This window comes from Kocuria sp. MNB10 (assembly GCF_054073685.1).
Genome location: NZ_CM133411.1, coordinates 2671612 through 2685159, shown reverse-complemented (window position 1 = coordinate 2685159; position 13548 = coordinate 2671612). Strand labels below are relative to the sequence as shown.

Here is a 13548-nt window from a genome sequence, read left to right as displayed (position 1 = left end):
CCGGCATGTCCCCCAGCCCAGGGACGGCCAATAGTGCTGGAGCCGCGGTGGCCTGCGAGAACGTCCCCGGATCGCACAACGATTGGCGGGGGGTCAACATGTTCGTGACCTGTGCAAGGGGATCACAGAACAGAAAAGGCCCGTTGCCATAGGCGCCAAGGCACAGGGCCAAGAACGCCGCAGCCTGAGTCGGGCGAGCCTTGGACATTGAGACGTCCCACTCGCGCAAAGAACGGGCCACACGCGGCTGCACAAACGCTGTGCGGCTACCGTCTAGCCCTGTGAAGAACGACGGATCCTGCCCCGTCTTCACAGACTGGCTCTCAGCCCACTGCGTCAGCTCGACCAAGTTGTTCAGCGGTCCTAGGAATGCACCCACGTTTACCTCCTCCGTGCTCTGCGGTCAGCGAGAAGAAGTGCTTCGGACACTCGCCGGCCGTCCAACGTCAAGCCCGCCTGCAGGGCACGCATGATCTCCTGCAGGAGCGTGACGATCGGGTCCTGCTCCTGCCCCCCGGTGGCGCCGTCCACCGAGATACTCGACGGGATCTGCGGCACCTTCGGAGACTGGACCAGGGCCTGCATGGCCATGTCGGCCAAGTGCGCGTTGTCCCGCAGCCCCTTGGCGAAGCCCTCCGCGGAGAAGCGACCCTGGACGGCCATCACCCGTGACGGGGAGTGGATGCCCAGGCGCCGGCGCACCGTGCCGACCAGCCGGTCCGCGAGGACCTTGGACGCGACGTCCACCGCGGCGAGCTGCGAGCGCAGACCCTTGATGAGCCCGTTCGCGGCCTGGATGCCGGTGGAGTACATGTAGTTGGCGACGAGCTTGCCGGCGCCGGCGGACTGGGACTGCAGCGCGCTGTACTGCTTCTTGAGTGCGGCCTTCTGGGCCTTGGTGCCGCGCAGGATCTGCTGGGAGACTTTGTTCGCGTCGGCGGGGTCCATGGCACCGATGTCGTTGATCATGTTCTGCGAGAAGCCCTGGGTCTTGAGCTTCCAGATGTTCACGCGCATCTGGTGGATCGCCGCGGCGGCTTCCTTCGCGCTGCGGATCATCCCCTGGATGCCCCCAGAAGCTGACTTCTTGAGGTCGAAGGACCCCATGTACTGGTCCTTGAGCGAGGCGGCCTTGTCGTCGCGTGCCTTGTACAGGTCGTCCAGCTTCTTCTTCTGGTCGTCCAGGCGCTTGAGCAGCCCGTCTCGCTTGGCTGCGAGCTTCTGCAGGGCATCCGTGGACGCCCGGGCGTAGGTGTCGTAGAACGCCTTTGCCTGGGCCTTCGGGTCACCCAGGATGGACTTCTTCCCCAGGCGCTTGCGCTGGGCCTCAGCGTTCTTCTGGTACACCTGCGTGATGCCCTTGGCCAGGTTCGCGGACGCCTTCTTCGCCTCGGGCGCCGAGCTCGTCAGGCCCTTGGTCAGGCCAGCCACCGTGTACTGGCCGATCCCGCGGAACACGTGCGACGGGGAGTGGATGCCCAGCGCGGCCTTGGCGGCGCTGATGGCCCCGCTGACGACGCCCTTGATAGCGCCGACCACGGTGGCCGCGCCGCCGCTGATCGCCGAGGCGAGGCCCGCGATGATCTGCCCGCCGATGGAGGCCGCCTGCCCGATCATGCCCGAGAGGACACTGATCGCCGAGGACACCATGGAGCTGAAGCCCGAGACCACGGACGCGGCGCCGGATGCCACTGCAGAGACGATTCCGGACATCGCCGACGATACTGCGGAGAGAGCGGCGCTGAACCCGGAGGAGATTGCCGAGACCGCGCCGGAGACCGCGCTGCTGATCGCCGAGGTCACGGATGCCCAGATCGAGGACACCACGGAGAGGATCCCGGACATGATCCCGGAGACGATCGACAGCGCCGCGGACATGCCAGCGGAGATGACGGCCTGGACCGTGGAGATGGCAGAGGAGACTGCCGAGGTGATCGACGCCCATGCGGAGACGAAGTGCGAGAGGATCCCGGACATGATCCCGGAGACCACGCCCTGCACTGCGGAGAGACCACCAGAGACGACCGCTTGCACAGCGGAGATGGCGGCCGAGACTGCTGCGGTGATCGAGGCCCAAACCGATGTTGCGATTGCGACCAGCGCGGTCCACGCCGCGGTCCATACTGCTGAGACCAGAGCCAGGCCCGCTTGAATCACGGTCTGGATCAGGGTCATAGCCGTGGTGATCGCGGTCGTGATGATCGTCCAGATCGTTGTCGCCGCCGTGACCAGCAGATTCCAGGCCGCCGACCAGATCGTCGTGATCAGGGTCAGGCCGGCCATGATGATGGCCTGCAGGATCGCGATTGCCCCGGTGACGATGGCGGTCAGCAACGACCAGACAGACTGCACGATCATGACCAGGCCCTGCCAGACCATCGACCAGTTGCCCTGCAGGAGCCCCAGGAACACCGTGAGGATTCCCTGGATGATGCCGATCGCCGCGGTGATGATCGACGCGATGGTCGAGAACACTGTGGTGATGACCGGCAGCAGTGCCTGGAACACCGGCATGAGCATCCCCAGCACGAAGGTGACCAGAGTCGTCAGGATCGTGATCACCTGCGTGATGATCTGGATCACCAGCGTGAACACCGGGACGAGCGCGTTGACCACGGCCATCAGTGCCGGGAACACAGCGCCCGCCAGGGAGGTCAGGATCGGCATGAGCGCGCCGGCCACGGTAGCCACCAGCCCCATGAACGCCTGCGCGAGACCCATCACAGCTGCCCGGAAGGGCTCTGAGGTGGACCAAGCGTAGGCGAACATCGCCGCGAGCGCGGCCAGGCCGGCGAGGAATACGGCGACGACTGCGCCCACCGCGGCGATGACCGGGCCCAGGGTGGTGAACACGGTGCCGAGCACCCCGGCGATCGCGGCGAAGCCACCGAACGCTCCGATGGCCCCGGCGATGGTGGTGGCGAACCCGACGATTCCGGAGATCACGGAGACGAGTACGGGGAGCAGCGCGACGACGGCGGCTGCGACGACTCCGATCACGGCGGCGAGCCCGGGGAACGCGTTGGTGAAGTTCGCGATCCCCTGGGCGACGGCCACGAGGATCGGTGCGAGCGCGGAGATGGCGGAGACCAGGGCCTGACCGAGCACGGGGATGATCGGCTGGATGGCGGCCATCAGGGCGGTGAAGACGGGGGCGAGCGCCTGGATGGTGGTGCCGAGCACGGGGCCGATGGTGGAGGCCAGTGTGCCGAGCACGGACATGAGGGAGCCCGCGGCCGCGCCCAGGGCGGGGAACGCGGGTTGCAGGGCCTGCACGCCGGTGAGGATGCCCTGGAACAGGGCGGTCGCCCCGGACTGGAACACGGGGTTCTGCAGTGCTGCCCCCAGGCCCTCGAGCAGCGCGGATCCAGCCTGCCCGGCCAGGGTCATGACCTGGGCGATGGTCGGGGCCAGGGAGAGGAACGCGGAGCCCAGGGCAGAGACCCCCGGTGCGAGCGCGGCCATGGCGTCGTGGGCGCCCTGGAACACGGTGGTGAGGGCGCCTTGCCACACGGGCCCGTTGATGGCGGCGTTGACGCGCTGCAGGCCGTCTGCGAGCGCGCCAAGCGAGGCACCGCCGGCGTTGGCTGCCGCCGTGGCGAAGCCCCCGAGGATCCCTGCGGTGGATCCGATGACGCGGCCGAGGTCCTGGAGTGCTGAGACTCCCCCGGTGATCCACCGGTGGAGAGACCCGTCCCCTGCGGACTTGGTGATGAACGCGTCGAACTGGGTGGTGAGCTTGGTGAACCAGCCTGCGAGCTGCGGCAGGTAGGAGGCTCCGGCGGTGCCGAGGGTCATGATGGCGCGGACCAGCGGTTGCGCTGCGCCGGCGGCGATGTCGATGGAGGACTTGAGGTAGTCCATCTGGGTTCCGAGCTGGCCCAGGGACAGCTTCGTGGACAGGCCCTTGGCGATGCCCGCGAAGAACGTCCCGATGGACGAGCTCACGGCAGAGAGCTTCGTCTCGAGCAGGGGCAGTGCGGAGGCGGCGAGGCTGCGGATGGGTGCTTCGGCCTTGGCCCAGAACGAGGAGCTGATGGATCCCTGCAGCGCTGAGAACTGCGGGCCCAAGTCTCCGAGGACCTTGCCGGCGTCCTTGAGCGCGAGGATCATCGTCGTCGCACCAACGGCGATGCCCGCGAAGATTCCGGGCACGGCGAGCGCGGCCGGGGCGATCGACGCGACCGACCCGGCGAGGGAGAGGATGTTGGAGGTGCCCGCGAGCGCGGCGGATCCCAGGTTCACGAAGGCCGTGCCGAGCGCGGCCACACGGGGCACGGAACGGTCCAGGTTGGTGAGGACGTCGCTGACGTGCTGGATCGCGTCCCCGGCCACACGGGCGCCGGAGAGGCCCGCGAGCGCGGCGGTGACTTTGCCTACGGAGCCGGTGGACAGGCGCGCATGGAGATTAATGATGCGGTCACGGGCGAGCACAGCCAGGCGGGCGGCGGCCACACCTGTGTCGGCGTCGACGTTGAAGGTGGCCTTACGGCCGTCGATGCTGTCGCGCAGGTCGTCGGCGTCACGGCGGGCGGCGGCGGTGTCCGCGGCGATCTTGAGCTCCGCGGCGCGGGACTCGATCTGGTCCACCATTGCCTGGACCTTGGAGCGGAACGCGGCGGCCTGCTCGGCGTCCACGGGCACGGTGGCGTTGAGGTTCTCGGCGGCGGTCTTGACCGTCTTGGCGAGGTCGGCGCGCATCCGCTCACCGTCGACGGTGAGCGGGATCTGCGCTTCGAGGCGGGCCGCGGCGGCCTTGACCTCGCGGGTGACGCGCTCCTGCCAGCCCCGCTCGGTGTCGATGTCCAGCGGCGCCTTGATCGGAGCCTTCTCCGCGACAGACTGGGCCTGCCTCTTGGCGTCGGTCACGGCCTGGCGTACGCCCTTGGAGTCCAGGGCGGTGGAGAGGGTGACCTTCGCGGACTTGCCCGCCGCAGCGGCCGCGCGCTTTGCTTCACCGGCGAGACCGGTCGTGTCCAGCGCGGTCTTGATCGTGACCTTCGCGGTGCGCTCGATCTGCTGCAGCTTGCGCTTGAGCTCGGCCCCGAAGTTCGTGGAGTCCGGGAGAACGCGGATCTGTACGCGCCCGACTTCCTTGCCGCCGGCCATCGGTTCCCCCTCACATGGGTATGCGAAAGGCCCCCGCAGGTGCGGGGGCCTTTCTGTGTGTCAGGCGCCGGCCATGATCGCGTCGACCTCTTCCAGCGTGGTGGGGCTGGAAGAGACGTCGGGGCGGTCCACCGGCGGCGGGAATCGCGGCTTCTTCTTCGACCCGGACACCGCAGTGATCGCGGCGAGCTGGCCGACCCGGTCCACGACGTTGGCCGTCATGTACGCGGTTGGGGTCCAGTCCACGTGGGCTGTGCTGCCGAGTGTCTCGGCGCGGGCCACGGAGCGGGCGTCGTGCCCGAGACGCGCGATGAGCGCCTCGAGTACGAGCAGCCGGTCCGAGTCCCCGTTGGTCACGGCATCGAGCGGGTCGAAGCCGTAGAGACCGACGAGGTCACCGATAACGGCGGGCTCCGAGATCAGCCATTCTCGGAGCCGTCGCCTTCCCCCATCTCACCGGCGTAGGCCATGCACAGGTTCATGGCACGTTCCATGCCGCCCCGGCCCGCAGTGAACGCGGCGAACTTGACCGGGTCCACCGCGTAGCGGTCCTCGACCCAGTCGATGAAGTCCGCGACCTCGTCCAGGTCGAAGTTCGAGACGTCGACCTCCTGGTCCACGTCTTCGATGGACTCCGCGCCGAGCAGCTTGAGCATGCGCGCCATCATGCGCGCCTGGTCCGAGCCTTTGATCTTAGAGAACGGGATCAGCAGCTCGTGCCCCTCGACGTCCTCGAAACGTTCCTGCTTCGCGGCGTCCACGGACGCCTGGGTGGGCTTGCGGTCCTGCGGGGTCTTGCGGGTGCGGGTCTGGGTGGTCGTAGCCATGTGAGCCTCCTGTGAGCATGCGCTGTCGGTGTGAGCCTGTTGGTGTGGGTGGAGCCCCGCCCGCCCGTGGCCGGCTCACGGAGCCACGAGCGGGCGGGAGTGTGTCACGCGGCCGCGAGCGCCTTGTACGGGTGGGTGGCGAACCAGCGGAACCGCTTGCGGGTGGTCTCCGAGGACAGCGCCTGGATGCGCAGCTGCAGCTCGAAGAACTCCTCGACGTCCAGCTCGGGGGCGTCGCCGAGGGTGATCTGGCCGCGGGGCATGTAGAACCCGGCGCGCTTGTCGCCGGGGGCGAAGATCACGAGCACGGCGCGCTCGACGGTGCCGATGTTGCCGACGTCGTAGGACTGGGTGGCCTCGTCCCATTCGCCACCGGGGAATGCGAGCTCGAAGGTCGCGCGGTCCATCTGCAGCGCGTTGACGGTCGAGGACCAGGCGGTCGGCTCGTAGACGGCGTCCAGGCCCTCGTCCTCCCAGGAGCCCTTCTGCTCGGCGTCGCCGCCGTCCTTCTCCAGGGCCACGGAGTTCTCGCGCGACGTGTGGCCGAGGGAGTCCCAGCCGGTGTAGGTCTTCTCATCGCCGATCACGAACGAGGAGATGTCGATGGGCGCGGTGTCCACGGGGGCGACGAGCACGTTGCCGCGGAACGGGATGATGGTTTTTCCGGCATCGAGTGCCATGAGGTACCTCCAGGGGTGTGGCCCAGCACGGGCCGGGAAGAATGTGTTGGGGCCCCGTGCTACGGGGTGAGGAGGACGCGGAAGGACCCGTTGTACTGGGCCACGTCCTTGGCGACCGTGGCGGTCACAGGCGCTCTGTCGGGCAGGCTGATCACATCGGCGTACGCCACGGAGCACAGCTGCTGGGCGCCGTCACGGATCACCGGGTAGTGGTCCTGCAGGTCGGCCATGAAGTACGCCACCGAGGCGGCGATCTCCTCGGCGGCGCGGTTGGTCTTGGCGCAGACCGACACGGCCACGGCCCAGGACTCCCCCAGCGCGAGATCCGCGTTGGCGATCCGCCCGTCCGAGGTGGCCGCGAAGATCACCATGGGTAGGTGCTCGTACGCGTCCACGTCGGGCTCCGCAGTGACCGTGACCCGCGGGTCGTTGACGATCTGGGTGAGCACCGTGTGCAAGGCCCGCTGCACGGGCAGTGTTCTCGGCATGCTCACCCCCGCTGCGCTTTCCTGAACGCGAATTTCCCAGGCACCCAGGACGGCTTCTCGCCGTCCGTGAAGTGCCCGTACTCGATGGACATCGCGTTCGGGTCGTCGGAGTACACGAGACGGTCCGTGACCCCTGACGGGCCCGAGACACGCTCGACCTTGATCGACGCGAGGAACCGGCCGGTCCGCTTGGAACCGGCCGCATTCGCCCGCACCTGCGCAGCCACCTCGTCGGCGGCCGCGTCGAACACCGCGTCCTCAGACGCGATGCGCGCCGCGATTAGCGACGCCCTGGGATCAACCCACGCCACGTGGTCACCGCGCCTTCGCCGCGAGCGCGGTCATGACGATGCGCTGGTGGCTGGTGCGGCGGGACATGGTGTGAACCATTGGTTCGCCCTCCTGCTGGAAGGTGCGGCCGTCCCAGGTGATGCGGGTGTGGTTCCCGCCGGGCCAGGGGCCGGCGCCCGGGTTGAGCTGCTGCTCGTGGTCGAACACCTGGTAGGTGGTCACGGCCTGCAGACCGAGTTCGTAGCGCTCCGTGGCGGAAAGCGGGTACACGTTGCAGCGCCGGGTGACCGGGGGCTGTTCGACCTCCTCGTAGCCGCCCATGCCGTCCGGGACGCGCTGGACGGTGGTGATGGTGACGGTGTGGCGGGGCGCGGAGCGCAGGCTCATGGCAGAGCCCATCCGCGGCGCATGCCGACCCGAGCTGTCCTCGGTCCGGCCTCCTCGCCCTTGGTGCAGCCCAGGCGGGCGAGCCACCTGTCCGTGTACCAGATGTCCGGGGACGCGGCGAGCGCGCGCTTGCTGTAGCTGTACCCGCCTTCGGACTCGGACTGGATGGTGGGGTCATCGTCGCGGAGCACGCGCAGGACGGCGTCCACGACAGCGTCCTGCGCGAGCTCTGGGTCGGTGGCCCCGGACTTCACTCTGGCGAGGAGCCCGGGGCAGTCCGCGAGGAGGACGCGCACGCCCTTGTCGACCAGGGCTTGGACGTAGTCCTCCTCGGTGTCCGGGATGACCCCGTCGTACTCGAGCTTGACCCGGTCCAGCCCGATGTTCAGCGCGTTGGCCATGACGTCCTCCTCTGGTGCTGCAGATCAGCCGAGCAGACGGTCGATGAGCTCGGACTTCTTGCCACCGGTGGGCAGGCCCTGTTCGTGGGCGAGGTCGCGGAGCTGGTCCACGGTCTTGTCCTCGAGCGCAGTGCGCAGCTCAGCGTCCTCGTCGGGCGCCGATGCCGGCTCTTGCTCGCTCTCCGGGGCCGGGACCGTCCCGCCGTCCTGCTCGACCGTGGCGGTCTGGGGCAGGACGGCAGGGTTGGTGATGACACCATGGGCCCACTCGGGGGCCTCGGTCCCGGCCGCCAGGAAGACCTTCTCGCCGGTGGGCGACGTCGCGAAGGTGCTGGCGAGGAGCCTCATCACAGGACCTTCGCGGCCAGGGACAGGTTGGCGTTGGCCAGCACGGGCAGCGCGATCGCGTCCGCGATGACCTCAGCGATCATCGGGGGCTTCGGGTTGCGCCACACCCCAGTGACCAGGCCGGGCTGCTCCACGTCCTCGATGGCCCACTCGGGGGCCGTGGCGGTGAGCGTCTGGCCCCAGATCGTGGAGCCCAGCGGGGAGCCGGACTCGTTGGTCGTGGGCCCAGCCGCGGGGAGCATCAGCACCGTGTTCTCGGGGAGCACACGGGTGGCAACGCCGTCCACGGACACGCGGCGGTCGTAGGTCACGATCTGTGCCATGCCCTCGGAGTCCAGCAGCGCCTGGATCTCCGCGCGGGTGCCGAGGCGAGCGCCGCCACCGTTGAGCACGGTGCGGAACTCGTTGCCGCCGGCGAGCGCGCGGAACGCCTTCTGCGACAGGACAATGGCTCCGGGCTGCTCGCCGGTGGCGTCCACGTAGGTGTCGTGCCAGGCCTGCAGGTCAGCCATGCGGGACACATCAGGGGTGTTCCACAGGGCCTCGGCGGTGACGGTGTTCTCCGGGCGGCGCCCGAAGTCGTCGTCGGTGCGGAAGTTGTCCTGGTTGATGGTGGCCTTGCCGGTGGCCAGGACGATGCCGCGCATCCGCTCGATGCTGTCGGCGACCGCGCGCACCACCGTGTCGGTGGTGGTCTGGATCGCGTTGAGCACGGCGGTGTCCGAGGCGTTCCGGGTGCGCAGCTGCTGGTACTCGCTGACCGGGATGTTCTGGCCCAGTGCGGGCAGCTCCAGGGTCACGCGACGGCCGGCGCGACGGCGGCCGATCTCGGGCTCCGCGTCGTAGGCGCGGAACTTCGCGACGTCCACGAGGCCGGCGTCACCCTGCACGAGCTTGATGACGGTGTCGGTGACGGTGCGGTTGGGAAGCCACTGGGCGAGGGTGCCCTTCTTGGCCTCGTACTCGGCCAGGGAGGCGCGAGCGTAGCCGGTCAGAGTGGCCGGGTCGATGACGTCAGTCCAGATTGCCATGGTGTCGTCCCCCTTCCTTAGATGTAGACGATCGTGGTGTGCGGCTGGGCGGCTGGCGCGGTGAAGTCGCCCGGCACGCGGGCGGTCTTCACGGTGCCGTGGTAGAACACGGGCACCGGCAGGTCCGCGGCACCGGCCACGGACTGGTCCGTGTACACGTGGCCCGCGAAGTCGCCGGCGTTGTCACCGGTGAGAGGCACGAGCACACCGCCGGTCTTGCACACCGGGGTGCCGGAGGGGATGTACCCGTCCGGGTAGTGGGTGGCCTTGGTGAAGGCCGAGATGTCGAGCGTTTCCGTGCGGCAGTTCGCGATGCTGTGGCTGGAGCCCAGCCACGACTGATCGCCACCGCCAAACGCCTCCGAGGTGAGTCGGGGCATGATCCCTCCTTAGGGCTTGGGTTCTGCGCCGTGGCGGGCCTCGTACATGGCCCGCCCGGCTTCGACAGATGAGCTCCCCTGGAACCGCCGGAAGCCCTGGGCGTTCGGAGGTGCGGGGATGGTGTGGCCCGCTTTGGGCAGGCCGTTGACGCGGTCGGTGATCCTGGCGGTGTCGACCGACATGTCCTCCCCGATGTACCGGGAGAAGTTCAGGTCCTCGAGGAATCCCTCGAGCACCTTCGGGTCCACGTCGCGTGCCGCGGCGCGAAACTCTGCTGCCACCAATCTCTCGGCGGACTCCTGACGGGCCTCACGCAGCGCATCGTTGCGCGCCTGGGCCCGGGCTTCTTCCAGCGCACGCTCGGTGTCGCTCATGCCGGCGCGCTGGGCTTCCTCCCACTTCGAGGCCTTCTCCGCAAGCTGCTCGTAGTCGGCGCGCTCGTTCGCGCGACGCTCGTGCTTGCGGGACTGGTGCTTCCAGTACGCGACCTGCTGATCCGTGGTCATCTCCGCCAGCGGCGTGTTCTCCGGGTACCCCCGGTCGCGCTGCTGCTCCTGAGACCCCGGAGCACCCTGCTGCTGGGGATTGTCGCCGCCGGACTCGCCCGTGCTCTGCTCGAGCTCGTGGGCGTTCTGGCCCTGGACTTCCTTGGGCGTGGGGTAGGTGGGCTGGGGCATGGTGTGAGCCTCCTTGTCAGGTGTTCCGTCTCGATCCGGGTGGATCGTGGTCTCCCCGTCCCGGGGCTGGTAGATCTCCCACCAGTCCTCGATGGGGGCGTGCGCCTCGTCCGTGCCGTCACGGGCGGACACACGGTCCTTGGCGAGCGCGGCCGGGGTGGCCAGTACCTGCACGTCCTCGGCGCCCAGGCGGGCCGCAGCGTCCGCGCGCTGGGCGGGGTCCGCGAGGGTTCGGATCACCCACACGTCCGAGTCCTTGTGCTCGGCGGCGGCGCGTTCGGCGGCCATACGCCACATTGACGCCTGGCCCGGGCCGACCGTGCGGCGGATCTCGTCCAGGTCGATGACGACGTCGTCGGGGCCGGCGTGCCGGGCCACGTGGGTGGTCTTGCCGGCGCCGGGCGGTCCGCACACCAGGTGCACCGTCACTTCCCGTACCTCATCTGCGCGATCTCCTGCTTGAGTCGGGCGATCCGCTCGGTCTGCCAGCTGATCGCCTCGGCCAGGTCTTCCTTGCCCTTGCGCTGCCGGATCTTCAGGTTCTCGAGGGAATCCGTCAGCGCCTCGGCCTGGGCCTCGCGCTTGGCGATCTGCTTCTCCCTGTCAGCGGCGGAGCCGCCGGACTTGGGCGCCTCACGCCGGGTCTTGGACGTTGGCTTGCGCGGCGGCTTCTTGCGGCCCGGACGCGCGGATCCCGCGGGGATAGCCAGACCAGCGTCCGTGAGGACGGGACCAAGTTCGCCGTGCTCGCCCGTGCTGATCCTGACCCGCTTGAGGTCCTGCGCCAGCGTGGAGCCCGCGGCCTCGTACAACCGGTTGAGGTCCGCGCGGTTGATCGCCCCGCCCGGGTCCGCGTCCTCGGTGATCGGCATGGTCTGGCACTTGCACCGATCGTGGATCGGCATCAGCTCGTCGAGCTTGTACCGCTGGTGCGAAGCCACCGCGCACAACCCGCACGTGCCCGTCTTGGATAGCTCCGGGCGGATCACGCGCCGGTATCCCGTCACCACCGGCGTGGCCCGGTAGATCTTCTGCGCCCGCGAGCGCGAAGCGTCGGCGATGTCCGTCTGGGCGATCACCGAGGCGCGGTCCACGGCCGCGGCGAGTGCTTCCTCGTCCGTCTTGCCGATGGAGGTCTGGTAGCGGCGCTGCTCGGCGGGGCGTTCTGCGACCTCGTCCAGGAGCATGTCCGCGCGTTCCTCGCGTTCGTACTCCCAGGTGTCGATCTCGGGGACGTCGGGCCACTCGATGTCGAGGTCCTTGAGGACCTCTTCGATGTAGGCGTCAGCCTCGGTGCGGGACTCGTGAATCGCGGTCTGCATGATCGTGGCCGCCTGTGCGCCGGCGGCGCGCACGAGATCCCCGTCGTACCAGGCACCGCCCTCGGGCTTCATCCGGTCGACGGTGATCCACAGCGCGGCCAGCTGCCGCACGGCCATCTCCGCCAGGGAGATCGTGGCCTTGGCGTGCGCGGTGAGCAGCACGTCCAGGTACCGGAGGTCACTCATCGGTGCCCCCAGTGGTGGACGCGGCCGCCGTCATGGTGGGCGCGAGCACGGCCTGCTCGAGCAGCTCGGTCTTGCGCTGCCGCTTGGCCTCGGCCACCTCGGCCGGGGTGAGCTCCGCGAACTTCTCCATGCGCAGCTCGAACGGCACGCCGGCTTCCTTCGCGCCGCGGGCGGACTCGGCTCGCTCGGTGAGCGAGGACCGGCGGGGGTTCGCCCACACGATCTTCAGCTTCTCCACTCCAGCACGCTCGGCGTGACCGCTCAGGCGCAGGGCCGCGGAGGTCGCCCGGCGGATCGCGGTGTCCGCGCGCCGAGAGGTTGACTCGATCTTGAAGATCACGGCCTCACGCTGGGTGGCCGCGCCCTCCGCGGAGCCCTCGGACGCCGCCGGGTGGATCATGTGCAGCGGCGTCATCGACGCGGCCGCGAGCGCGATCATGTCGTCCTTGATGGAGGACAGCACCGGGGTGAAGTCAGCTTGCCCGGACTCCCACATCTCCACGGCCGCAGGCAGCACCCACATGGACCCGGGATCAGCCTCGAAGATCTCGTCGTAGTCGATCTCCTGCCCGTCCTTGTCGTGGCGTGGGGCGCCCTTGAGCGCGCGCTGGCGGAAGGCCTGCATGGCGATGAGCACCATGCGCTGGAGCACCGTGTGGTTGATGCGCTCCAGTGTGGGCAGGTGCCGCTCGAACTCCCCCAGCCCGCGGCGGTTCTCCATCTCGTAGACCGGCACCTCGCCCAGCGTGTTCTCGTAGGCTTCGTCCTCGAGCTCCCACACGGTGGGGAGGATGCGCCAGGCAGGGGCATTGCGCTTCGGGAGCATCGTGGGGCCCTGGTGGTACGCGACCCTGATGCGGTCCGGGCGGTACAGCACGGCCATGTCACGATCGTTGGGGTCGTCGCGGTAGATCTTGAGAGCAGCGAGCGCGAGGCCCGGGTTCGCGGGGTCCGGCTCCCATGCGTACTGGGACGGGTGCTCAGCGGTAATCCGCACCGGCGAGTTGGGATCGGACGGGTCCGCACGTCCGACCATGAGCGCGCCGCGGCGGGCCACGAGCATCCACTCCATGGCCTGGGCGAACGCGTCCTGGGCGGAGGAGTTCTCCCACACGTCGCGCACGACGTCGTCGCCGTCCGAGTCCTGGTCCACAGAGGTGCGGCAGGCCAGGGGCTGCATGCGGTGGAGCATGGCCGCCACGATCAGCTCGGCGAGGTTGAGACGCGCGAGCTGCTGCAGGCGGTGGAAAGCGGGGGTGAGCTTGTCCGGGTAGGGCAGCGGCGGCTTGCCGTCCATCCAGTCGTCCAGGAGCGACACCGTGCGCAGGTCGTCGCCGATCTTCTTGGACAGGCGCGCCATCCACCACTCGTCAGAGCCGGGGATCTTCGCTGCCGCAGACTCGAACCGCATCCGGTCCCC

14 protein-coding genes are annotated in these 13548 nt (G+C 68.9%); all 14 read right to left on the bottom strand.

Features of this window, described 5'->3' with window-relative positions:
* Positions 1-381: 381 nt before the first annotated feature.
* The 14 genes from ACW9PK_RS12290 to ACW9PK_RS12225 all read right to left on the bottom strand — a co-directional run bounded on the left by ACW9PK_RS12290 (position 382) and on the right by ACW9PK_RS12225 (position 13539).
* Positions 382-5109, bottom strand: coding sequence for a hypothetical protein (locus ACW9PK_RS12290; RefSeq protein ID WP_457016052.1), 4728 nt, complete (start codon positions 5107-5109; stop codon positions 382-384).
* A 60-nt stretch (positions 5110-5169) separates the two neighbouring features.
* Positions 5170-5466 carry a hypothetical protein gene (locus tag ACW9PK_RS12285; RefSeq protein ID WP_457016051.1) on the bottom strand — a complete coding sequence of 99 codons (297 nt, stop codon included), beginning with the start codon at positions 5464-5466 and terminating at the stop codon, positions 5170-5172.
* A gap of 62 nt (positions 5467-5528) precedes the next feature.
* Positions 5529-5936 (bottom strand): hypothetical protein, encoded by a 408-nt coding sequence (locus ACW9PK_RS12280; RefSeq protein WP_368814363.1) that lies wholly within the window; start codon positions 5934-5936, stop codon positions 5529-5531.
* Between the two features lie 104 nt (positions 5937-6040).
* On the bottom strand, positions 6041-6616 hold the full coding sequence (locus ACW9PK_RS12275) for a phage tail tube protein (protein WP_457016050.1): 576 nt from the start codon (positions 6614-6616) through the stop codon (positions 6041-6043).
* A 59-nt stretch (positions 6617-6675) separates the two neighbouring features.
* Positions 6676-7104: a hypothetical protein gene (locus ACW9PK_RS12270; protein ID WP_457016048.1), complete on the bottom strand. Its 429-nt coding sequence runs from the start codon at positions 7102-7104 to the stop codon at positions 6676-6678.
* A 2-nt stretch (positions 7105-7106) separates the two neighbouring features.
* Positions 7107-7415 carry a DUF5403 family protein gene (locus ACW9PK_RS12265; RefSeq protein ID WP_457016047.1) on the bottom strand — a complete coding sequence of 103 codons (309 nt, stop codon included), beginning with the start codon at positions 7413-7415 and terminating at the stop codon, positions 7107-7109.
* 4 nt (positions 7416-7419) lie between these two features.
* Entirely contained in the window at positions 7420-7782 is a 363-nt protein-coding gene (locus ACW9PK_RS12260; protein WP_457016045.1) for a phage head completion protein, read from the bottom strand.
* Positions 7779-8183, bottom strand: coding sequence for a Gp19/Gp15/Gp42 family protein (locus ACW9PK_RS12255; RefSeq protein WP_457016043.1), 405 nt, complete (start codon positions 8181-8183; stop codon positions 7779-7781). Before ACW9PK_RS12255 ends, ACW9PK_RS12260 begins: the two co-directional genes overlap by 4 nt.
* Before the next feature lie 24 nt (positions 8184-8207).
* Positions 8208-8531, bottom strand: coding sequence for an SAP domain-containing protein (locus ACW9PK_RS12250; protein ID WP_457016042.1), 324 nt, complete (start codon positions 8529-8531; stop codon positions 8208-8210).
* The gene (locus tag ACW9PK_RS12245; protein WP_457016040.1) at positions 8531-9562 is read right to left on the bottom strand and encodes a major capsid protein; all 1032 of its coding nucleotides are present in this window, start codon (positions 9560-9562) and stop codon (positions 8531-8533) included. The genes ACW9PK_RS12250 and ACW9PK_RS12245 overlap by 1 nt, the downstream gene beginning before the upstream one ends.
* Positions 9563-9579: 17 nt before the next feature.
* Entirely contained in the window at positions 9580-9942 is a 363-nt protein-coding gene (locus ACW9PK_RS12240) for a hypothetical protein (protein ID WP_457016039.1), read from the bottom strand.
* A 9-nt stretch (positions 9943-9951) separates the two neighbouring features.
* On the bottom strand, positions 9952-11049 hold the full coding sequence (locus ACW9PK_RS12235) for an AAA family ATPase (protein WP_457016038.1): 1098 nt from the start codon (positions 11047-11049) through the stop codon (positions 9952-9954).
* Positions 11046-12128, bottom strand: coding sequence for a hypothetical protein (locus ACW9PK_RS12230; protein ID WP_457016037.1), 1083 nt, complete (start codon positions 12126-12128; stop codon positions 11046-11048). Before ACW9PK_RS12230 ends, ACW9PK_RS12235 begins: the two co-directional genes overlap by 4 nt.
* Entirely contained in the window at positions 12121-13539 is a 1419-nt protein-coding gene (locus ACW9PK_RS12225) for a phage portal protein (protein ID WP_457016036.1), read from the bottom strand. Before ACW9PK_RS12225 ends, ACW9PK_RS12230 begins: the two co-directional genes overlap by 8 nt.
* Positions 13540-13548: the final 9 nt, after the last annotated feature.